The following is a 22750-nucleotide window of genomic DNA, read 5'->3' on the forward strand; positions in this document are numbered from 1 at the left end:
AACTAAGTAATTGTTTTATCACAGAAGCAACAGATGAGTCACTGATTGTGTAGTGCACAGGACTTACTTAAAAAAATGCCCCGTTGGGGAACAGGGCGGAAGGAGTAAATAGCCAATGAGCAAGCGTTCGCAGCAATTGACCACGAGGTTGTAACACCATCATGTCAAATCCAGATGACAGCCGAATGACAAAAATAAAGCCCCGCTAACAGCGGGGCCAAAAACCACAAACATCGAAGAAGGAAGGGAGAGTCTGCAGAAAACTGCCTTATCTAACTCGTGGTAAATGCTAGGGGTTAACCATGACAACGACATGACGCCTATATAGTGTTTTTATGACATCAACTAAATGGCCCCTTGTAGGTACTGTTGTAATGCTACCCCTGGCACCGAAGTTTCTGATGCCACCGCATAAGCGCCCCAAATTGCCGCTTCCTGCATGGCCTGTTCAATTGCCAACCCTGACAATAAACCATGAATCAGCCCCGCTGCGTAAACATCGCCAGCACCGGTAGTATCGACAACGTTAGCCATGACAGCGGGCACCTGTAACTCACCGTCAACACGATATAAACGCGCGCCCTGTTCACCTTCTGTCACAATAAAATAGCGAAGCGCCTCACCGGCAATCTGCTGTGCAAATTCCCAAGGAGGAAGCGTTGTGCGTTCATGCATATCAGAGTGCGACGACAACAACACATGACATGGCCGAGACCGATCATCTTTAGCGAGTTGAGCTACCACGAGTGTCTGCGGTAAAGCGGTCAGCGCCCAACTTACGGCACCTTCGGCAGAGGTATTGAGGTACAACGCATCCCATTCTGACCAGCGCGGCGGTGCTGCCAGTTGGAATCTCGGGCGTTCTGGGCGAATGATGGTGCGTTCACCATCCGGGGTCATCACTAGCAGGATCTCGCTGGTACTGCCTTCATGCCGCTGTACGCGTCGGCAATCCAAGCCTTGCATGCCCGCTTCCGCCAGCACCCAATCCCCTAATTCATCACGGCCCAATTGGCTAACCAGTGCGACTTTATGGCCCGCCCATTCCAGCCCGATACCAGTATTGGCGCCGCCACCACCCAAACGGCGACCACCATCCTGATAATGAAAGCGACCACCGGTTCGCAGCGCTTTGTTAAGCAACAGCAGACGATCACAATTCAGATTCGCCACCAGCAAGATATTGGCCATAATGTTCCCCTGTGCTAACAGTTACTGCGACGATAATTGCAAGAATGCGTGTACCCTTGCCAATTGCTCGGTGCCGTCTTTTCTTCCCAGTTGATACACCGCACTGACTTTGCTGACATTACGCTCCAAACGCGACAACCCCAACGGTGCCTGCGGTTGGATCACCAAAGCATTTCCCTCAATGACCTGTTGTTGTAACGCATCCAACGCCTGGTTATAACGTTGATGCCGCTGTAACAACGCAGCGACCACCGCCGGATAGCGTCGATAAATTTTGCGCGCCAACCAGGCCGGTTTAAAGGCGGATTTGCGATAGGCAGCATCCTGAGTCAGGATCACGACTTGCTTACTGAAACCATCTTTACGCGCCTGCGCCATAGGAATGGGCGCAGCAATACCACCATCTAGATACGGTGTCCCGTTAATCCACATTGGCGATGACACAAACGGCAAACTGGAAGAGGCAATCAGCACATCCAGAAACTGCTCATGGTCCGAGAAATCGGCCATGCCAAAAAAGTCGGTATTGCCCGTCAGACAATTAAATGCCCCCACGCGAAATTCAGCGCCACTATTGAGAAACGTATTGAAATCAAAAGGGATTAGCTTGTTAGCCATTTGCCGATAGCTAAAATCAACATTGATGTAATTGCCGGTTTTCAGCCAGTGCCGCAACCCCATATAACGTTTGTCCGTCAAATAGCTTTGTTGAATTTGCAAGTTCCGACCGAGCTGGCGTGACACATATGAGGCCGGATAAATGGCCCCGGCAGACACCCCTACCAGATAGGGAAATGTCAACCCCGCGTCCAGAAAGGTATCCAGCACCCCGGCAGTATAAATTGCCCGCAGGCCGCCGCCTTCCAGTACTAATGCGGTTTGCATCATCACGATTCTCCTTGGTCATAAGGGGTGCAGCATACCCAAGGATTTTTCGCAGGAAAACCTTTTGTGAGATCCATTGGCTATTTTTCAATAGGTGATAATCTGTAGTTTGTAACGACCGTCACTTTTACAGGGAGAGAATTGGTGAAACGACTGTTATTTTATGTGGTATTTGCCTACGCCTGCTGGATGGTATGGCAACGGTTTGAAGGCAACAAAGTGTTTGTCACTCAATCGCCGCAATGGAAGCAAACCGTGATTGACGAAGCCAGCAAATTGCCCGCTTATGGAGATCGCATTCCCGCAGCAACCCAATTTAAATGTGATGGTCGCCAGTATTGCTCGCAGATGCACTCACGCGCCGAAGCAGAATTTTTCCTCCACAATTGTCCCAACGTCAAAATGGATGGCGATGGTGATGGCATCCCCTGTGAAAATGATAGTCGCTGGTAATCTACCGTCCTAAAAACGCTATGCTGTTTTAGCAATATTCAATGCGCTGACGTCGAGTCATTTTGTCCCGCCAACACAGTGTTCTGGTGGATAAATCCGTTTGATTTCACACTTCTACATCCACTAATGAAAATGATAATAAATATCATTTAATAACTACAGTTAATGTGCTACGTTAGCGCGCATTGTGATGATTTTCTGGCAACCAAGGCGTGCCAGTTAAGGAAATTATATGGGGTTTAGCGCGCTCATATTAATGATGCTGCTCGCAACGCTATTGCTTTACCTGAGCAGTAAACAACAGGCATTACTCAGCGAACCGTTGGCAAAGGCACCTTATCGCTACCTAGCCTATATGCTGTTACTGACAACGCTGCTCGGCTGGAATCTTTTGCTAAGTACAACCGCTGCCTTCTTTCTGTGGCTGATGCTCTTAGGGACATGCTTAGGTATGGCACCGTTTGTCAGCTTACTGCGTGAGAGTCCGCTGAAATGAATGAGCATGGCAAAATTCGTCCCGATTGGACCGGGAAAACACTCTGCGGATTGCTGTTAGGCTTCACATTCGCCTTAGCGTTAGTGGGATTATTCGCCTGGTTTGGCCCTGGGGGCATTGCGGCCAAAGATAAATATCAGGTCAATATGTGGCTACTAGCGCCCATCTGGCTGAGCATTCTCAGCTTTGTGTATTTTTTCCATTCATGGCGTCGAGCATTGCTTTGGCTCGGTAGTGTAAATCTGCTGGCCTGGGGCCTGCTAATTCTGCTGAGGTAAAAACCATGCAAATCCGCAGTGACGTTCTCCGGATCTATCAGAAGGTACATCTCTGGACCGGGATAACCGCTGGCATACTGCTGTTCATCTGCTTCTTTGCCGGCGCGTTAACCATGTTCAAACCACAATTATCAGCCTGGGCTTCACCCCCCACTGATATTTTGCCGCAGATTCCGGTGACACAAGTCGATACCCTGCTACAAAAAGCACTAGCCCAACACCCAGAGATCGGTAAAGGCTTTACGCTGCATCTCGATGATGACAAATATGCCCCACTGACCTGGTACCAATCTGGTGGCGGTCGTGAACTCAATTTAGATGCACAACAATGGCAAGCAACGTTGGATGAACAGGGCAAGCTGCTGACGCAAAAAGTGCAGCCCAGTCAGCTCGGGACATTGATCGATCAATTACATCGTACCGCAGGGATCCCAGGTGATGTTGGCCATGAACAGCTTGGAGTGCTGGTGATGGGCATCGCCTCGATACTGTATTTTATGGCGTTAGTGTCAGGCGTGATTTTCTTGCTCCCGACATTAGTGAAAAATCTATTCGCGCTGCGTCAGAAAAAAGGAGCCAGTCGCTTCTGGCTGGACACACATAATTTGCTGGGGATTACCGCCTTACCCTTTCACATCGTCATCGCCATCACCGTCGTTGTGTTTGCATTTCATGATGTGTTTTACGATGCGCTAGGCGAATTTGTTTATGGTGAACGCCCGGTGTTCAACCGTGTCGCGCCATTAAAGCAGCCATTAGACATCTCACATTTACCCCTCCTCAGTGACATTATCGCGACTGCCAATCGTCATGCTCCCGGCTATCAAGCGCAATCACTGACGTTTATGGGGCTCGACTCGCCCCGGCCCGCCGTGAGAATCGAAATGTATAACGAAGCCGCACTGATGCGTGGCCCCATCGCCGACTTTTTGTCGCTGCAACCCTATTCACTGCAGCCACAATTCAGCACCTTCACGCCGGGTGAAACCGGACTTTGGGGACGGGTAGTCTCAGTATGCTTTGGTCTGCATTTTGGCAGCTTTGGCGGTATGCCTGGACGCTGGTTGTATTTTTTTATGGGGCTTAGCGGGGCCATGCTGTTTTACAGCGGCAATCTGCTATGGTTGGAAAAACGGCGCCAACAACAAAAAGGAACAACGCTCCCACAACAGCCACGAACAGTACGCTTGATGGCGGCAACCACTGTCGGCTGCTGTCTGGGTTCGGTGGCATCAGTCGCCATGACCCTGTTGGCAGCAAAATGGCTCCATGCCTGGGTAGACAACAGTAATTACGCTTATCTATGGAGTTACTACCTGTGTTTCTTCGCTGCGGTCATATACAGCTTCTGGCGGGGAGCAGCGAGAGCCGCCATTCATCTGCTCAGACTAACAGCACTCGCCTGTGTTGCCATGCCACTGACGGCTATTGCCGCCACATGCTTTCCCACCCTTGGGATCTGGGCACCACAGACACTCTCTAACCTCATGGTGGAGTTAGTGGCCTTGTTATTTGCATTTGGCTGTTCATATAGTGCGCGTCTCACTTGCCAGCGCGCCTACCACGGGCCAGCAGACAGTATCTGGGCAATAGCGCCAAAAGCTAATGCTCATTCAACAACCTCTAATGCCTCAGCTTGCTGAGGCTGTTCCTTGGTAGCTGTCGGAAACGGGTCGAAAAATACCCTTTAAACCATGAGATTGATGGCACTAGGCAATAACACATAAAAACCCCGACAGTTCAGACGGGGTTTCAAGTTAAATGAGTCACCGATAACGCAGTCGTACATCAACCGCTGTTTAATGGGCGGCCAGCACTAGCTGCCCTGCACCAAAAGCAAAATACCGGAAGCTGTTGGCCCCGGTAACCACAAACGCGATTTGATCTGGGTAGTCTCGGCAAATCTGTTGTACCTCAACCTGACCGTGGTAATTGGCAGAGCCGGTGTTATCCAGAGAAAACGTCTCTGTAGATACCGTGACCGGCTCACCATACTGTCCGCGGGCATCGCACACAAACCGGCCCCGACGCAGGATAGGATAAGTGCCTAAAGGCGCCCCTATCGGACTTTGAGCTGAAGGATTATTAGAAGCCCAAGACAAGTATTTGAACTGGATATCCACCTCCCCGCTATCCAAATTAAACATCACTTTGCCGTCTTCAACCCAAAACCAGTTAGGGCTGGGAAAGAACTCGCCGACGACCAGATTGGGAGAATCCTCTTCCGCCTGTACACCGACGACGGCATTCCAACGTACGATTTCAGATTGAGCTAATCCTGAACCTAAGATCCCCAGTAACATCAACGCTGCTACGCTGAACGACCTGATGCCGCACATACAACGCCTCCGCATTAATCACTGACAATTGTTGCCATAATTCGCTCCACCACGTCCCTAGCAAACGACTGTCCTACTATTAATATTAGCTATTTCTTGGATATTAACCTGATAAAAAGTACGGTTAATAGTATAGGATTTTTAGGTCTTGGCATGGTTTTTAGCAAGTGCAGTGAGATGTTGTTTAAATCTGAAGACTTAGCATTGAATAATGTTATTTATCATTATGTTACTGGCAAATTTATCGTACATCTGACAACCAGGTTAATTCAAGAGGGATGGTGGAGCTGTTTGTGTTCGGCTGCGTTATCCATAGTGACCCTCAACGTTCTGAACCGAGCCACTAAAACGCCAGCGGCATTCACGTATGCTACGCGATTGCTACTGCCATGCTTCCAACGTTTTAGCACAGCTACCGGGGCTCTGATTAAAGTAACGTTTGAACTCACGACTGAACTGGGCAGCACTCTCATAGCCCACGCCAGTTGCCGCCTGCTTCACTTTAACCCCTTGCAACAGCAGCTCTCGCGCCCGGTTTAAGCGTAACTTTTTCAGGTACTGGATTGGTGAAGAGGAAGTGACTTCACGAAAACAGCGATGAAACGCTGAGCTGCTCATATTCACCAATGCCGCTAACTGTTCCACCTCGACCGTGTCACTGTAATGTCGGTGGATAAACTGCAATGCTTTATCAATGCGTGCTAAACGGCTATGTGCCGACGCCAACGCATATAAAGGTGCCGCATCTTCTGTCAGTAAAATCCGGAATAACAACTCCTGCACTATGCCTTCGCCTAACACACAAGCCTCGAGTGGCGATTGCAAGGTGTGCAACAGTCGTTCGATACAACATTCCAGCAGTTCATTGTTTTGCGCCAAAAACAGTCCGGGCTGACGGCTGAGTTCCAACGTTACCGGTAGATTATGGTACTGGCTGAGCTGATGGATCACCCGACTCAACAGTTGCGGGTCAATATCCACTATCATCACCAACGTGGGCTCTGCCGCGGAAGCAAAGGTCTCACACTCCACCGGCATCGGGACGGTCATCACCAGCGGCTTCTGCGCGTTATACTCCAGAATTTTGTCTTCAAGGTATAACCGCTTACATCCCTGTCCCACGATCATTATTCCTTGCCAATAGCACATCGGACGACGGCTTTGGTAACTATCAGTGCGAAAGATACGGATCCCAGGCAACACTGTTGGGAAGGTTCCCGCCTTAGGTGCCAGCGCCGCCATTAGTCGTGCAATGTCAGACATCAATTTTCCTTCTCAGAAGAACTGCGACAGAATTAAGCATTATTTAAGCACTAAATTCATCATAGATGACAGCTCATGATAGGAATAGGCATAAATTGACCAGCAATGGGTATGGCGATTCTCACACAAAGGATTACCATGGCCCCCTGTAAAATTCGCATCTGCAAAATGGAGAACTTTCCATGTTCAATTTTGATTATCGCAACCCAACCCATATTGTTTTCGGCAAAGATCGCCTTGCCGAAATCGATAAACTGGTACCACAGCAGGCACGGGTACTGGTGTTATATGGTGGTGGCAGCGTGAAAAAATTTGGCACGCTTGACGCAGTAACAAAGGCATTGGGCAATCGTCACGTCGTCGAATTTGGCGGGATTGAAGCCAACCCACGCTATGAAACTCTGATGAAAGCCGCTGTCATCGCCAAAGCCGAGCATATCGACTTTCTGCTGGCGGTTGGCGGTGGCTCGGTCATGGATGGCACCAAATTTGTTGCCTTAGCAACTCACTTTGAGGGTGATACTGCCACCTTATTGTGGAACGGGACAGCGGCGGTCGACAGCAGCAAAATCCTGCCATTAGCCACCGTCGCAACCCTGCCTGCCACCGGTTCTGAAATGAATGCCTTTGCCGTGGTCAGTCACCCGAAAGGTAAATTTGGCGTGCATCATCCGCAGTGTTATCCACAATTTTCGGTACTGGATCCAAGCCTTACCTTCACTTTGCCGAAAATCCAGGTCGCCAATGGGGTGGTTGATGCATTTGTGCATGTCTGCGAACAGTATGTCACTTATGCTGCAGACGCCCGCATTCAGGACCGCTTTGCCGAAGGCATTTTGCAGACATTAATCGAAGTTGGCGCAGTAACTGTTGCTAACCCTGAAGATTATAACGCCCGCGCCAACCTGGTATGGGCTGCGACCAATGCCCTCAATGGGCTGATTGGCACTGGTGTTCCTCAGGACTGGGCAACCCATATGATTGGTCATGAACTCACCGCACGTTTCGGCATCGACCATGCCCAAACACTGGCGATCGTTATGCCATCCCTGTGGCAAGTCTGCCGCGAACAAAAGCGTACCAAACTGCTGCAATATGGTGAGCGCGTGTGGCATATCACGGAAGGTAGCGAAGATGAACGGATTGACGCCGCGATTAGCAAAACTCGCGAATTCTTTGAAAGTCTTGGCATTAAAACCCGGTTACGGGACTATGATGCGGCCAAGGCGGACATCAACGACATCATCGCAGCACTGGAAGCCCACCACATGACTAAGCTCGGCGAGCATCAGACTATTACCCCTGCAGTTAGCCGGCAGATATTAGAATTGGCTTGGTAACTCGCTGAATGATGCCACAACAAAAAAGCAGGAGATAACACCTGCTTTTTTTGTTGGACCACGGTATCTTATTTTGCGGCTTTGGGGGCGGGAGCGGGTGCTTTATCTGGCTGAGCGTGCCATCCCATACCTTTGCCCATTACGCCTGGATTCCCGCCACAACTACCGCGCATCGCAAAGCCTTCGCCTCGGCGATGATTTCCATGCATGGCGAAATGTTGACCTCGGCCACCGTTTGCCTGCATCTGCTGCATCCACTGCTGACGCGCCTGTGGATTATTGCGCATCATTTGGTGCCGTTGCTGCATGGCCTGCGGATCGCGATGCATACCTTGCATGGTCTGGTAGTTGCCATTCATCATGCCGTTGCCATATCCCATATTGCCATCGCCCATGTTACCCCAGTGCGCATAAGCGCCAGCTGATACGGTCAGGGCAGTTACAATCAAAGCAGCGCTAAATAAGGTTTTCATATTGATTCTCCTATTACTGTGTACGGTTGTATTACAGCAAGAACCCACCAGTAATGTGTGTCGCAAATCCTTTCGTTTCTGACAAATGGTGACAATCCGGAGAACTGACAAACTTTGCCACACTTTTCGCCATAATCTGTATATAGTAATGACTGAAAGAGGTAGCTAAGAGGTTGAAATGGAACGGGCTTATCAGATACTAGTGGTTGATGATCACAAAGATATCCGTGACTTACTACAGCGTTTCCTGCAACAACATGGCTTGCGCGTAGTGACGGCTGCCGATGGTGTTGATATGTACAAACAGATGTCAGCGCAACGTTTTGACCTGCTCATTCTGGATCTGATGTTACCGGGTAAAGACGGCGTCACGCTTTGCCGGGAAATCCGCGCGGAGAGTAATATCCCCATCATCATGCTGACGGCATTAGGTGAAGAAATTGACCGGATTGTCGGCCTCGAAGTTGGTGCTGACGATTACGTGCCAAAACCATTCAATCCTCGGGAACTGTTAGCCCGCATAAAATCGGTGTTGCGGCGCCATTTTGCGATTCCTAATGTGGAAGAGCTGGCAACCGCAAGCCCTAGTCTCTACATTTTTGACCATTGGCAGCTCAACACCACCACTCGCGAACTCAAAGATCCGGCGGATGCGCTAGTGGCACTGACCTCCACCGAATTCACTATGCTGCTGGCATTTCTATCGCACCCGAATGTTGTCTTAAGCCGCGAGGATTTGTTGAAGCTGGTGCAGGGACGTGGAGCGGATGTGTATGATCGTGCGATAGACACCTTGATCAGCCGATTACGCAAGAAAATTGAACAAGACCCGAAACAACCCAAATTAATTAAAACCATCTGGGGCGGCGGCTACCAATTTAGCTGCGAGGTGACACATGGTTAACTGGTATCAACGGCAGAAGCTTATTCACCAAATCGGTTTGGTGATCCTGATTGGCTTTGCCGTGAGTTTTTGCCTGACCTTGTTTCTGCTGTCGTATGACAAATCACAGCGCCTGAGCCAACTGTCGGTATCGGGGGCGTTACAACGCGTCATTTCCATTGCTGATACCCTTGAACAAACCTCAGACGCTCTGCATGACTCTATTTTAAAAGCCAGCAGCAGTTCTGATCTGCAGTTATCACTTACCGATAAACCGCGGGTAGAAAGTCAGCAAAATTCCAGCGATATGGCACAGCGACTGCTGCAACGTCTTAACGCCGCCGGTATTCAGGAGGCACATATTGCGCTGGTCTCACAAGCAGAACGCCCGCTGATGGATCTGTCATCGCGGGACATGAACGCCATGCATCGCTCGATGATGGACAACGATTCCACGATGAATGGCATGATGGGCGGCAACCAGAGCCGACGCGAACCACGCTATGGTCGGGGTGTAAGGCTGAATTACAGCGCCACTGTTGACGGTTCAGTGAAACTGAGCTCCGGCAAGTGGCTTAACTTTTCTTCCGGTATTGAAAACGATATCACCCATTGGTCCACCAGCGTGTTGATTGCGCTCGCCAGTGTCATGTTGCTAACGGTGTTGATATCACTATTCATTGTCCGCCGCGCACTCAAACCGATTAGCGAACTGGGTCAGGCGGCACAAGCCTTTGCCCGCAACAAGCAGGTCCATGAAGTCAGCAATGACGGCCCCCGTGACCTAATGCCAACCATCGACGCATTCAACGATATGCAACATCAGGTCACTGATTACATTAGCGAACGAACCAAACTGCTGGCGGCGATTTCCCACGACTTACGAACTCCCCTCACCAGCCTGCGGTTGCGAGTGGAATTTATTGAAGAGGGAGAAGACAAACAACAGCTGTTGCGCACCATCAACACCATGGACAGCATGCTGACTGCGACCATGCGCTTCGCCAAAAATGATGCGGAAAAAGAAGCGCGGCAGATGACCAACATTGACAGCTTGTTGCAGACCATCGTCGATGAATATGATGAAAAAGGTGTGGCAATCCACTATCAGGCGCAAGATGGCCTAACCGGTAACATTCCGCCACTAAGCGTGCGGCGTATGACTGAAAATCTCCTCAACAATGCGATTCAGTATGCTGGCAACGATGCCCAAATCGCCCTGTCTGCGCTGCGGGATGCTGACAATCTTACGATCTGTGTCAGCGATAATGGTGTTGGTATTCCCGCCGATAAGTTGCAGGAAGTCGTTAAACCTTTTGCCCGGCTTAATGAGGCCCGAGACACCGAAGGTTCCAATGTCGGCCTGGGTCTGGCAATCACCCACTCATTGGCAACGGCTTATGGTGGCAGCCTGACGTTAGCGGCTAATCAAGCCCACGGCTTAAAAGCCACTATCAGCCTGAGTCTGAGCTAAATCCATGGCTATCAAACCGCGAATAAAGACTTCTATCTCCGTTTTGTGATCCTTTCGCTACCCAAACGGCTCACCAGGCTGCAGTCTGGTGACTTTTCCACAACCGCTATGGAGAGAAAGGATGCGCCGCTCAATTTTCAGCGTTCTCATGTTGTCACTGACTATCACGGCAGTTCCTGGGATCGTCCCCCAAGCTTCAGCCTCAGTATTAAATATCAGCCGCCCATCACAGGGGCAGTTAGGCTTGGTGACCATTAATCCTTATGGTTATGCACCGCTGACCGCTATTATTGGGCTCGCCGGTCATATGCCCACCGATGTGCGGGTGACCGTCAAGGGTAAGGGCAAAGAGGGCGTCGATATCAGTTACAACGTCGGCCACACCCAACTGCTGACTTACGATGGGGTGCCGGTCTTCGGTCTGTATGCCAATTACCAGAACCAAGTGGAACTGCGTTACACCTTGGACGGTAAACAGGTCGATGAAACTTACCGGATCTTCACCCAGCCTTTGCTAGGGGTCAGTGTTGACAATGCGGTGTCAGCATATCCGACCGTAAAACCCGTTACTGTTGCCAAAGGCTTTAAACAACGTCTGTATTGGATCAACCACCTGATTGCCGACCAGCACTCAGAATCTATTCGTTGGGCTAATGGCGGTGCGCTAGAGTGGGATCGCTGGCCTATTGAATTTATTACCGATACTCAAGGTGAAGTGCGCTGGTACCTAGATCCCTACAAAATTCACGATCAGAATGACATTGCCAAGCGCGGCATTCTTATGGGTGTGCATCAGCTCGCCAACGGTGATGTGGTTTTTCTGCAAGGACAACGTTACTACCGCATGGACCTAATGGGACGCATGGTCTTTCAGCGCTGGTTACCTCGGGGCTACATCGATATGTCGCATGACATGAAGGCCTTACCTAATGGTCATTTCCTGCTGAGAGCCGCCAAAAAAGATTATCATCGTCCCGATGGGAAAGTTGTGGATACGGTGCGCGATCAGATCCTCGAAGTCGATGCCGATGGCCGATTAGTCGATGTTTGGGATCTCAACCAAATTCTCGATCCCCTACGCGATGCCTTGATGTCAGCGTTAGATCCACGGGCGGTGTGTCTCAGTGTCGACCTCAAAGCGAAGGATGCCAAGTTGGAGCCGGACGCGCCGTTTGGCGATCATATGGGCGTCGGAACCGGTCGCAACTGGGCGCATGTAAACTCGGTGGAATATGATCCGCACGATGACGCCATCATTATTTCACTCCGGCATCAAGGCGTATTCAAGATTGGTCGCGATAAACAGGTGAAATGGATTCTGGCGCCCCGCAAAGGTTGGAATGAAAAACTGGCCAGTAAACTGCTGACACCGGTGGATGCCAAAGGCCATCAGCTGGACTGCGACGAAAACGGCTTGTGTGACAACAGCAATTTTGACTTTGGTTATGCGCAGCACGCGGCTTATCTGGTCCCACAAAAAGGCACATTAACACTGTTTGATAATGGCGATGGCCGCCATCTTGAACAACCGCTATTTGCCAATCAGAAATATAGCCGTGCGGTCGAATACAAGATCGACGAACAGAAACTCACCGTGCAGCAAAAATGGGAGTTCGGTAAAGACAAAGGTTATGACTGGTACAGTCCGGTAACGTCTATCATCCGCTATCAGCCGGATACCGACACCATGATGGTGTTTTTTGCCACCGGTAAGTTGCTGGAACAGGAACTGACCGAACCCAAACTCGTCGAAGTCAAATACGGCAGCCAGCAGGTGGAAGTGGAACTGGATATGACCGCGACCACCTCACAACAAGCCTCTTATCGGGCCCTGGTGATCCATCCGGAACTGGCCTTCGGCCGTTAAGCACCATCAATAATCATCAGGCTGCTGTAATGGCAGCCTTTTTTTGTTTGGCTATATCCGCAGATAAGCTGTTTTCTTTTCAGTAATGCCCGTTACAATAATCGGCCAAGTTGTCGCCTCAAACTGTTGTTAACCGGTATTATTGAATGACCAAAAGCGCCCGAAATCTTTTACTGTTAGTTGCTGCACTGATTGTCGTTGCTGCCGCCGTTGCTGCTTATTTCTGGCAGACTCCCGCTCACAACCCAAATGCGTTATGGCAACTGATCAGTGAACGCTGCGTGCCAGACATGGAAGAGCATGGTAAGCCAGCCCCGTGCAGTGAAGTCAATGAATCGCTCGGGTATGTCACGTTAAAAGATCGCAACGGCATTCTGCAATACCTGTTGATGCCGGTTGAGCACATCTCCGGTATTGAAAGTCCAGAGTTGCTACAGCGCAATACCCCTAACTTTTTTGCCATCGCTTGGGAGCAACGCCAGTTAGCAAAAGCAATTATGGCGCAGCACCATCAACAGGTGCCGGATAGCGCACTGTCGCTGGCGATTAACTCCGAATATGGTCGTACCCAGAATCAACTGCATATCCATATTTCCTGCTTACGGCAAGATGTAAGACAGCAGCTGGACGTGTTAACCCCCTCGCTCAACGACCATTGGCAACAACACGAGCTGGGCCCCAACGATTATTGGTTACGAGAACTCAGTGACCAGCAACTGCATGATGAAAGCGCCTTTATCCGGCTTGCTCGGGAACTGCCGGATGCCAATGACAATATGGGTCACTATGGTCTGGCACTTGCCAATCTGCCGAATGGCAAATTGGTGCTGATGGCAATTAAGGCCAACTGGTTCGCGGCGAATAACGCTTCAGCAGAAGAGTTACAAAATCACAGCTGCCCGATCTTAAACACCAGGTTGTAACTGTGGGTTCGTGGCATCGTCTTTACCCTTTGCGATTCAGCCTAATCGCGCTTTAGGAGAACCACCACTTATGTCTCGTTATTGCGGCTTTTTGTTGTTAGTACTGTCCAGTCAGGTACATGCCTGGGGCTTTACCGGTCACAAAGCCTTTTGTGAAGCGGCCTACGACCTGACTTCAGCAACCACCCAAAAAGCATTGGATGCTATTGCGGCAAAACAAGGGACTTACCATTCCTTTGCCGAAGCCTGCACCTGGGCTGATGACATCAAAAAAGACCACCAATGGGACTGGTCAAAACACCTGCATTACATCAATGTCAGTCGCAGCGAAACCACCCTGCACGATGCCGATTGCAATAAAGGGTGTGTGCTCAGTGCCATTGCCGAACAGGAAGCAAAACTGCAGCAAGATCCACAAAACTGGCAGGCACTGTTTTTCCTGGCCCATTTTGTCGGGGATCTGCATCAGCCGCTACACGTCAGCTATGCCGACGACTGGGGTGGCAATAAAACACAAGTCACTTTCTTTGGTGAACCGGCAAATCTGCATGGTGTTTTTGACTTTGGCATCATTGAACACATGGTAGGCGATGACTGGAAAGACTTTGGCGATCACTTGGCAAAACTCGCCAACAAGGACGATGCCAGCGGTACGCCTGAACAGTGGGGCGATGAGTCATTGGCGCTGACCCGCGAGATCTATGCTGGGTATCAGCCACATGAGATCCTGGGGCAACCTTATGTTGAGCAATACGGCCCATTGATTGAACAGCAGATTGAAAAAGGTGCCGTGCGTCTGGCCAAAATTCTCGACCAAATCTATACCCCTTGAGCGTATCACTCAATAGCCCCAGCCCGGTCGTTCCAGGCTGGTCGCTATCTGAACAGGCTACGGCGTTCAGGCAAATACTGCTGACATGGCGCCAGAATAAAAGCCGCTGACAAACAGAAGTGCATCGCACGTCCGCATCGTTACCAGCGGCATGTTGGGGTCAGCCGAGATCAGGCATGAGCCACTGGGTTGGCATGTTGCCCGGGCTTTCTCAGCAACATTAACAGGTAGAGGAACGAGACCCCGGCCATGGTCAGGAACAATAAGCCATCGGAATACTGCTGCATCAGCAGCGCGATCAATGACGGCCCAAAAAGACTGCCGGTGGTGTAGGACAGCAATAATGCCTGATTCATCGAGACTAACTGTTGATGAGGCACTTTTTCACAGGCCCAGGCCATCGCTACCGGGTACAAAGTAAAACCCGCCGCACCGAGGATAAACAGGGCGGGGGTCAGTGCTGCATGTACCAGCATGGCTAATGACCCCAGAATCACCACGAACACCTGCACTCGCAACAACATCAGCCGGCCATAGCGATCTGCCAGTCGCCCCACCGGCCACTGACCTAAAATCCCTGCGCTCACCAGCAACGCCATCCAGAAGCCGACACTGGCATCAGACATCCCTTGATGATTGAGATATAACGGCATCAAGCCATAGAGCGACCCCAGTACCACCCCGGAAATCAAACAACCGTGAACGCCCAGTCGTGCCTGACGTAACTTCAGCATCGACCACACTTTCGGCGCCGGTTGACTCGGCTCCTGGGCATTGACAATGCGGGTAAACAACAGAGGTAGTACCGAACTCAGCACTAACACCAGCGCCCACGGCAACACACTCATCAGTGTCGTTGGTAATTTGGTCAGCAGTAACTGTCCGGCAACCGTGCCGAAATAGTACACCATCATATAGGCCGCCAATAAACGGCCCCGACTAGTTGAGGTACCACTGCACATCAAAGCGCTTTCGACGACAACCCAGATCATGGCACAGCCAACACCGGCAATAAATCGCCAGATAAACCAGCTGTAAAAACCCACCATTAACCCGAGACCGGCGCAGCCGAGCGCAAACATCAGGGTTGCCACATAATAACTGCGATTAAATCCGTAACGACTGATAAATCGTCCGGCAATCAATGTGCCGAGCAAGTTACCGGCAAAATAGGAGGAACTCACCATACCCACTTGCCAGGTCGGTAAGCTTTCATGGGCCAGCCATAACGGCACCAGAGTGTTCAACACGGCAATCGCTAATGTCAGTAACAATAAGCCACTAAGCAGCAACAGCACAGGCCGGGTATAGATGGACATGCGGAGGAAACCGGAGAGGCAAGGAGTGAAAATGCGCGCATTATTCCACCGGCATCAACGGTGTCAATCGGCCGCTTTTGGCGGCAGCAGTGTCACGATATTTTTTGTATTAAAAAATTGACCGCAGCACATAAGTAAACACATTAACATATTGATATGTATTTAATTATTTAAATTAGCCAGAACCAAAATAAGCGATATTCATCCAAAATATTTCATCAATATATTATTTCATGTGACACCGGCAAGCCCCATCAAGACCTTGTTATCCCCATCATCGCGGCTATCTAGCTTATTGAAAATGCTGCGCTATGTGGCGTGTTCATGCTATAACGCTGCTCAGCTATGTTAACGACTTGCCACAGTCCCAGTTTGCCATCCATGCCGACACCACATGAACAACATCAGTAGTCACAACAACCATCCTTCAGCACACAGCCTCAAAGGCCAGCGGGCGCAGTTGATAAAGGGGGCTATTGATATCATTCCACTGTGTCTGGCGGTATTGCCATGGGGAATTCTGGCAGGTTCGATGGCGATTCAATCAGGATTGGACGTGTGGCAGAGCCTGGGAATGTCAGCCATCATTTTTGCCGGGGCGGCGCAACTGGTCACCTTGAGTATGCTGATTTCCGGAGCCAACGTATTCAGCATTATTATCACTATCTTTTTCCTGACATCACAGCACTTCATTTATGGGTTAACGCTGCGTGAGTTTGTCACCCAACTAAAACTCAAATACCGATTACCCATCGGCTTTCTGTTGACCGATGAACTGTTTGCGCTCAGCGTGCCGAAAGTGCGCGAGCAAGCGCTGACTGTAAGTTATCTGATTGGGGCGGGACTGACGTTCTATCTGTTTTGGGTACTGGTGAGTGGTGTCGGCATCTGGCTCGCGGCGTCAGTTCCCGATCTGGCGAAATATCATTTGGATTTCTCCATCATCGCAACCTTTATCACCATCGTGGTGCCCATGATCAAAAACCTCAGTACATTGGCCGGGGGGCTTTTTTCGCTACTGCTGTCTGCGGTATTAACGCTAGCCCAAGTTGAAGGCGCTATCGTCATTGCCGGTATCGGTGGCATGGCCTTCGCCGTCACTGTCGCCCATTGGTTGCCTAAGCCCGCGGAGGAATCAGTATGAGTTGGCTGTTACTTCTGACGCTGGCCGTTATTGTCTTTTTCAATCGCTATCTGTTTCTGGAACCCAAACTGCCGCTGCGGATCCCGAAACTGGTGCGTGAGGCGTTATCTTACTCTGCCCCCTGTTTGCTTATCGCTATCTGTGCCCCGGTCATCTTGGTAGATCATGGTACTTTGCGACCGCTGCCAGACAATCCTTACCTTTGGGGAGCAATTATTGCCGTAGTGATTGCTTACGTTGTCAGGCACATGTTGAGTGCAGTAGCGCTCAGTTTGTTGGCTTTTTATCTGCTTAACTGGCGGATGTCTGCGAGCTAAGCCCCCGAACATCAGGCCATCTCCTCTTTACTGCTCAGATCAATCCTTCCTTTATGCAGCAATGCTTCCAACTGCTCAGCCGACATCGGTTTAGCAAATAAAAAGCCCTGTCCCTCTTCGCAACCGAGCTGTTGCAGCAGTGCCATCTGTTCAGGTGTTTCAATCCCTTCGGCAATAATCGTGCGATTGAGGGTATGACCAATCCCAATAATCGCCTCCACCAGTTGTTCATCCTTTTGGTCGCGTAGCGCGTTTATGACGAAGGAGCGATCTATTTTCAGTACTTTCACCGGTAAATCGCGTAAACGCGACAGGCTGGAATGCCCGGTGCCAAAGTCATCAATGGCCAGCGTAAACCCATGCTGCTGCAAAGCCTGAAGCTGCGGCAAAATACGGCTCATATTGTCCATGAGGTTGTTTTCGGTAATTTCTAGCTGCACATGTCGTGGATCGACGTCTAACTGCTGCGTTAACGACAGCACTCGTTCGCTGATATTACGTCGCAGCAACTGCTTGGCCGAGATGTTGATGGCAACATCGACCGTAAACCCTTGTTGTTGCCACCATGACATCTGTTCAAATGCGCGCACCAGTACCCAGTCACCTAACTCCACGATTAATCCCGAGTCTTCCGCTATCGGAATAAACTCTGCCGGAGAAATCATGCCCTGTTGCGGGTGGTGCCAGCGCAATAGGGCTTCAACGCCGGCAATGCGACCATCGCGTAAGTCCACTTTGGGTTGATAAAACAACATCAGCTGTGCACAGTCACTCATCGCTAAGCGCAGTTCCTGATCCAACTTGATCCGTCGTGTCATCTTCGACGTCATAATGGGCTGGAAGAAACGGAAACAACTGCCGCCTTCATCTTTGGCAATCCGCATCGCCTGATTGGCATGCATCAGTAAACTACGGGCATTGGCACCATCATCTGCATAACATGCCAATCCCAGTGATGCGGTCACATGTATGCAAAAGCTTTCCCCCTCAAACGGTTCCGCAATAGATTGCAGCAGTTGTCGCATCAGCTGCACTAACTCCAGATTTTCTTTGCGTTGGTCGAGGACAATGGCAAATTCATCACCGGTTATGCGCCCGAGAAACCCGTGATACTGCTGAACCAATCCTTGCAATCGCTCGCCGATCCCGATCAGCAGCTCATCGCCCTTATCGTGACCCAGGCTATTATTGATGTCTTTAAAGCGGTCTAAACCCACCGAAATCACAACCAGTGAGCTGCCATTCTGCTGCGCCAACATTATACAGGTCTGAATTTTTTCGAGCATGGAGATGCGATTGGGTAAGCCAGTCAAGGGATCATTAAAGGTTTGAAAACTGACCCGATGGGCAATTTCAGCATCCATCTTTCTAAGCAGCAGCAGGTACTGCTTTTCGCGACGATAGAGTGACAACAGCAGCGGGCGAAAGATAAACAACGCCTCCAGTAACAGCGTTAACAACATACCCATTAACGAAAGTCGGTTGTACTGCTGTAATTTGGCAATGGCCGCTTCACTGTCTTTCTGAAATTGCAGTACCAGCGCATCCAACGCGTTAAGAATGTCATAACGCGCCATTGTGCTTAACGCCTGATAGGCTTGCTGCCGCGCAGTCAGCGGCAATGATTCGTCGACGATACTGTCAGCTAACTGAAAAAAAGCCTGTAGTCGTTGGTCGAGATTAATCGGCGGGCTGGTAAAGATTTTATGTATGGCGGCGGATTCCGGCGCGGGAATTTCCAGCGACAGAGACCCATGCATCAAGCCCTGATGGACTTTTTTCATGGTGGCAATAGCGTCGAGATATTCTCCCGGATAGAGCGTGATGGATTGATTACGTTTTTCCGCTAATAACTGCCCGGCGAACAGCGTAATACGTTGCGATAACATGCGCTGCCGCCCCGCTAGGTTTACCACTCTGGCGCTGGCTTCCTGCTGGTTGACGATGCTTTGCACTAAATAATGCGACAACAGTGCTAAGACCCCAATAATCAGCAATGCCAGTAGATAGGTCAGTGTGCCGCGTCGCCAATGCAACCGCAGAAGTTGAAGATTCTTATACACTGGCCTTTTCATGCTGTAGACGCTCCTTGTTAACAGTATGCCCGACACGTAATTTTCCGATGGTGTAGCTACGGCGTTATCAGTAATGAGTGTAGTTTCAGCATCATCATAGAGCACAATTTTTCACCAAGCTAGATGCAGCCATATGAATAAGCGCTGTCATGCTTTTTATGCTGTAGCACCAGTTAGTCAATTTCACCGTTCATCGGTTAAAACCGCTAAGCAGTTCTTGATGCCTACCCACACTTAGTATTATCTATATGATTTTAATCGTAAATAATTTTGGCACAACATCTGCTATGTCTGAACCGAGAATTTCATCGCGGGGTAACGTCTATGGTTATTCCGCCCGATAACAAGGACTGACTGATATGTTTATCCGCTCAACACTGCTGGCAATAGCCTGCATGCTGCCACTTACCGGCTGCGTGTTTTATGTTAATGGCGCACCAAGTGAACCGTTGAATTTCGGTCACCGGACGTTGCAACTCAACGCTACCGATATTCAGCAGTTAAAAGCCGATACGGGTGCCGGGGATCTGGTGATTGTCGGTGTTGCCGGACAACAACAGATTACCGTGGATGCCGATGTTTATGAGTATCCGGATAACCACGCCAAACTGACACTCGAACAGCATGGCACGCAAGCCGTGTTAGTCGCCAAGTTCGATAGTCACTTCAGCATCCATCGTAACTCGCCCCATATTAACTTGCGGGTTACCGTCCCGGCCGCTATCGCGCTTGATATCACCGATGGTTCCGGACAATTGGAGATCCGCGATATGACCGCCGATGTAACAGTCGTTGATGGTTCCGGCGATCTCACCATTCGCGGCGGCCATAACCTCGATATCGAGGACGGCTCAGGCAGTGTGTTGCTGGCAAACATCAGCGGTAAAATTCGCCTGGATGATGGTTCTGGTGACATCAACATCCGTAATGTCGCTGGCGATATTCGGATTGATGATGGCTCTGGTGGTATGACCGTTAAAAATGTCCAAGGCACTGTCACCATTGATGATGGTTCCGGCGACATTGATGTGCGCCACACTCTGGGGCTGAATATCGAGAGCGCGGGCTCTGGCGATGTGCACTTTGACGATATTAATGGGCCAGTAAAACTGAACAAGTAACAGAGCAGATGTAAAAAGCCGGGCATTTGTCCGGCTTATTTACGAGAACAACTTCAGCGTAACTGACTGTCTTTGGAACCCCGACGATTATACCCCGCAAAGGCCTGACGTTGTTTGTCTTGCGCTGCCTGACAATTCACGCACAAGCGCACACCCGGAATCGCCACACGTCGCGCCTCTGGGATCGTGTCGCCGCACTCTTCGCATTCAGTCAGACTTTCGCCCTTGGGAAGCTCACCGCGCACCCGGGCGAGCGCATCTTCAACAGTGCTGTCGATCTGTTGTTGCTCAGCCCCATCTTGTGCCCAACCTGATGCCACAATGACCTCCGCTTTTCTACTCAGTAACTGACGGCCGCGCCATCTCAAATTCGGTCGCGGCACTAATACCAAAATAGCTCGCCGGACCACCCGCACGCAAGATCGGCTCAGCCGCAATGGTTTGATAAATGCCATCTTTGATAAAACGCTTATCGATATGTACACCCACGACTTCACCCAGCACTAGCCAATTGTCCATCGGCTGTTTCGCCGCCGTTTGCAGCCGGATCAATTGTGTCAGCCTACATTCAAACGATGCCGGACTTGCCGCCACCCGCGGCACCTTCACCAACTGCGACGGCGCCTTTACCAAGCCCGCTAATTGAAACTCATCCACCTCGCTAGCAACGCCAGCACAACTGATATTCATCTGCGCCGCCAACGGCTTAGTGGCGAGATTCCAGCAAAACTCACCGGTTTGCTCAATATTGGCCACACTGTCTTTCCAACCCGAACTACAAAAGCCAATAATCGGTGGCACATCCGCAAACATATTGAAAAAACTATAAGGCGCCAGGTTCGCCACACCATCAGCATTACAACTGGAGATCCAGCCAATCGGCCGCGGCGCAACAATCGATTTCAGCGGATTATACGCCAAGCCATGATCTTGCTTGGGCTGATAAAAGTGAAACTGACTCGACATGCAGATCTCCTGAATGGTGCTAATTTTATCAATCACTCAACATGTGATTTTACGAATGCGGCGTACTTATCTCAGTATGGGCGATTACGATCAGATTCAAGTTTATCTCGCCAGTCGGCAGCACCTGCGGTGGGGGTTTGCATGGATGCATTAACGTTGTGAGCTAACGCGCTCACACTGTGGCCAAGGGGGCAATGCTCGTCCTTCGAACGACATCCTTGTCTAACGACCTGCTCGCCATCCTTGGCTCACGCTCATAAGCTCACTCATCGCAGATGAGTATTTGCCCTTATAACCCCCGAGGACGCCCAACGTCGCTGACAACTCTTCGGCTTTATGCTGAAAATGGCTACACTCAGGATTCGCATCCTGCTCAACCTTCGAGCTTCGGCATCCAAGCCTCACCCACACCATTTTTCAGCAACATCCTCAGCAACACCGAAGGGGAAATGGCATTGTCTGCATTTTCGGAATAACAACCTTTTGCCAAAACGTTTTATCGGCCTGACGTTTGCACAACTCTAGCATCAGGGCATTGACCAAATTTTAGTAATGCAGCAAAGTGGTTAGATTAACTGTGGCGATTCAGCCAAGCGTTTATGCGCCCATTAGTAATGGCGTTAGAAGTTACTATGAAATACATGGATGGAACGCAGATAGAAGTCGGTGACAACGTCCTGATTAGTGGGATGTACAAGGGACTAGTTGTAGCGGATATTGATGGAGATAGATACTCCGCTGATTATCCAAGAGAGCGATGGGGTTGCCTTCAGACGGGGGTAATGATTGATACCGATATTGGTGGCCTAGTTCATTACGAACAAATCTCTTTAGAAAACGAAAAAATAGAACTGGTGTCCCGTGCGTAAGTCCACTTCTAACAAGCCACTCAAATTCGTTGCGCCCCCCCAAAAGCGTGGCCTCCACCGGACTCGCTAACGCTCACTGTTTAGCGGGGCATTATATGCCTAGTTGACCATGGAAGATTTAAGAATAATAAACGAGTTTGCTAATAGAGAAAGAAAGGTGACCATAGCTGTGTTGGTTGCTTTTGTTATCTTCGGTGGGGTTATCGCAATCAATTACTTTGCAGATACTTATATCAATCCAG

Annotated in this window: 22 protein-coding genes and 1 pseudogene; 14 read left to right on the forward strand and 9 right to left on the reverse strand. The window is 50.1% G+C overall.

Annotated features, from left to right (window positions below):
• Positions 1–345 precede the first annotated feature (345 nt).
• Positions 346–1191, reverse strand: a complete 846-nt coding sequence (locus PY479_RS03785) for a PfkB family carbohydrate kinase (protein WP_275482931.1) — start codon at positions 1189–1191, stop codon at positions 346–348.
• 21 nt (positions 1192–1212) lie between these two features.
• Complete coding sequence (locus PY479_RS03790) at positions 1213–2079, reverse strand: patatin family protein (protein ID WP_275482933.1); 867 nt, start codon at positions 2077–2079, stop codon at positions 1213–1215.
• Positions 2080–2385: 306 nt separating this feature from the next.
• Between PY479_RS03790 and PY479_RS03795 the strand changes: the two are divergent.
• The 4 genes and pseudogenes from PY479_RS03795 to PY479_RS03810 all read left to right on the forward strand — a co-directional run.
• Positions 2386–2529: pseudogene (locus tag PY479_RS03795) on the forward strand (excalibur calcium-binding domain-containing protein); the annotation flags it as partial.
• Positions 2530–2761: 232 nt separating this feature from the next.
• Positions 2762–3025: a hypothetical protein gene (locus PY479_RS03800; protein WP_212594810.1), complete on the forward strand. Its 264-nt coding sequence runs from the start codon at positions 2762–2764 to the stop codon at positions 3023–3025.
• Positions 3022–3303 carry a hypothetical protein gene (locus tag PY479_RS03805; RefSeq protein WP_212594811.1) on the forward strand — a complete coding sequence of 94 codons (282 nt, stop codon included), beginning with the start codon at positions 3022–3024 and terminating at the stop codon, positions 3301–3303. Before PY479_RS03800 ends, PY479_RS03805 begins: the two co-directional genes overlap by 4 nt.
• 5 nt (positions 3304–3308) lie before the next feature.
• Entirely contained in the window at positions 3309–4946 is a 1638-nt protein-coding gene (locus PY479_RS03810) for a PepSY-associated TM helix domain-containing protein (RefSeq protein ID WP_275482934.1), read from the forward strand.
• 156 nt (positions 4947–5102) lie between these two features.
• On the opposite strand, the gene PY479_RS03815 is transcribed toward PY479_RS03810, so the two are convergent.
• Entirely contained in the window at positions 5103–5642 is a 540-nt protein-coding gene (locus tag PY479_RS03815; protein WP_212594813.1) for a hypothetical protein, read from the reverse strand.
• A gap of 381 nt (positions 5643–6023) precedes the next feature.
• Complete coding sequence (locus tag PY479_RS03820; protein WP_275482935.1) at positions 6024–6905, reverse strand: AraC family transcriptional regulator; 882 nt, start codon at positions 6903–6905, stop codon at positions 6024–6026.
• A gap of 182 nt (positions 6906–7087) precedes the next feature.
• Here PY479_RS03820 and PY479_RS03825 point away from each other — a divergent pair, with 182 nt between their 5' ends.
• A complete protein-coding gene (locus PY479_RS03825; protein ID WP_275482937.1) occupies positions 7088–8245 on the forward strand; it encodes an iron-containing alcohol dehydrogenase in 1158 nt (385 codons plus the stop codon).
• A 68-nt stretch (positions 8246–8313) separates the two neighbouring features.
• Here PY479_RS03825 and PY479_RS03830 read toward each other — a convergent pair whose 3' ends face one another.
• The gene (locus PY479_RS03830) at positions 8314–8718 is read right to left on the reverse strand and encodes a hypothetical protein (RefSeq protein WP_212594815.1); all 405 of its coding nucleotides are present in this window, start codon (positions 8716–8718) and stop codon (positions 8314–8316) included.
• 178 nt (positions 8719–8896) lie between these two features.
• Here PY479_RS03830 and PY479_RS03835 point away from each other — a divergent pair, with 178 nt between their 5' ends.
• The 5 genes from PY479_RS03835 to PY479_RS03855 all read left to right on the forward strand — a co-directional run bounded on the left by PY479_RS03835 (position 8897) and on the right by PY479_RS03855 (position 14697).
• Positions 8897–9622 carry a response regulator gene (locus PY479_RS03835; protein ID WP_212594816.1) on the forward strand — a complete coding sequence of 242 codons (726 nt, stop codon included), beginning with the start codon at positions 8897–8899 and terminating at the stop codon, positions 9620–9622.
• Positions 9615–11075 carry an ATP-binding protein gene (locus PY479_RS03840; RefSeq protein ID WP_275482938.1) on the forward strand — a complete coding sequence of 487 codons (1461 nt, stop codon included), beginning with the start codon at positions 9615–9617 and terminating at the stop codon, positions 11073–11075. The genes PY479_RS03835 and PY479_RS03840 overlap by 8 nt, the downstream gene beginning before the upstream one ends.
• A gap of 121 nt (positions 11076–11196) precedes the next feature.
• Positions 11197–12942, forward strand: a complete 1746-nt coding sequence (locus PY479_RS03845; RefSeq protein ID WP_275482939.1) for an aryl-sulfate sulfotransferase — start codon at positions 11197–11199, stop codon at positions 12940–12942.
• A 146-nt stretch (positions 12943–13088) separates the two neighbouring features.
• Positions 13089–13865 carry a CDP-diacylglycerol diphosphatase gene (locus PY479_RS03850; protein ID WP_275482940.1) on the forward strand — a complete coding sequence of 259 codons (777 nt, stop codon included), beginning with the start codon at positions 13089–13091 and terminating at the stop codon, positions 13863–13865.
• 70 nt (positions 13866–13935) lie between these two features.
• On the forward strand, positions 13936–14697 hold the full coding sequence (locus PY479_RS03855; RefSeq protein ID WP_275482941.1) for a S1/P1 nuclease: 762 nt from the start codon (positions 13936–13938) through the stop codon (positions 14695–14697).
• Positions 14698–14867: 170 nt separating this feature from the next.
• On the opposite strand, the gene PY479_RS03860 is transcribed toward PY479_RS03855, so the two are convergent.
• Positions 14868–16016, reverse strand: coding sequence for an MFS transporter (locus tag PY479_RS03860; RefSeq protein WP_212594820.1), 1149 nt, complete (start codon positions 16014–16016; stop codon positions 14868–14870).
• A 394-nt stretch (positions 16017–16410) separates the two neighbouring features.
• Between PY479_RS03860 and PY479_RS03865 the strand changes: the two genes are divergently transcribed.
• Positions 16411–17160, forward strand: a complete 750-nt coding sequence (locus tag PY479_RS03865; RefSeq protein ID WP_275482942.1) for an AzlC family ABC transporter permease — start codon at positions 16411–16413, stop codon at positions 17158–17160.
• Complete coding sequence (locus tag PY479_RS03870; protein ID WP_275482943.1) at positions 17157–17477, forward strand: AzlD domain-containing protein; 321 nt, start codon at positions 17157–17159, stop codon at positions 17475–17477. The genes PY479_RS03865 and PY479_RS03870 overlap by 4 nt, the downstream gene beginning before the upstream one ends.
• 11 nt (positions 17478–17488) lie before the next feature.
• Here PY479_RS03870 and PY479_RS03875 read toward each other — a convergent pair whose 3' ends face one another.
• The gene (locus PY479_RS03875) at positions 17489–19552 is read right to left on the reverse strand and encodes an EAL domain-containing protein (RefSeq protein ID WP_275482944.1); all 2064 of its coding nucleotides are present in this window, start codon (positions 19550–19552) and stop codon (positions 17489–17491) included.
• 359 nt (positions 19553–19911) lie between these two features.
• Here PY479_RS03875 and PY479_RS03880 point away from each other — a divergent pair, with 359 nt between their 5' ends.
• A complete protein-coding gene (locus tag PY479_RS03880) occupies positions 19912–20673 on the forward strand; it encodes a DUF4097 family beta strand repeat-containing protein (protein WP_275482945.1) in 762 nt (253 codons plus the stop codon).
• Positions 20674–20726: 53 nt separating this feature from the next.
• Here PY479_RS03880 and PY479_RS03885 read toward each other — a convergent pair whose 3' ends face one another.
• Both PY479_RS03885 and PY479_RS03890 read right to left on the reverse strand, forming a co-directional pair.
• Positions 20727–20993, reverse strand: a complete 267-nt coding sequence (locus PY479_RS03885) for a DksA/TraR family C4-type zinc finger protein (RefSeq protein WP_212594825.1) — start codon at positions 20991–20993, stop codon at positions 20727–20729.
• Positions 20994–21009: 16 nt separating this feature from the next.
• Positions 21010–21639 carry a flavin reductase family protein gene (locus PY479_RS03890; RefSeq protein ID WP_275482946.1) on the reverse strand — a complete coding sequence of 210 codons (630 nt, stop codon included), beginning with the start codon at positions 21637–21639 and terminating at the stop codon, positions 21010–21012.
• Between the two features lie 632 nt (positions 21640–22271).
• Here PY479_RS03890 and PY479_RS03895 point away from each other — a divergent pair.
• Entirely contained in the window at positions 22272–22508 is a 237-nt protein-coding gene (locus PY479_RS03895) for a hypothetical protein (RefSeq protein ID WP_275482948.1), read from the forward strand.
• Positions 22509–22750: the final 242 nt, after the last annotated feature.

It is taken from the genome of Shewanella sp. A32, from assembly GCF_029167175.1.
In the GTDB taxonomy this organism is placed as follows: Bacteria; Pseudomonadota; Gammaproteobacteria; order Enterobacterales; family Shewanellaceae; genus Shewanella; species Shewanella yunxiaonensis.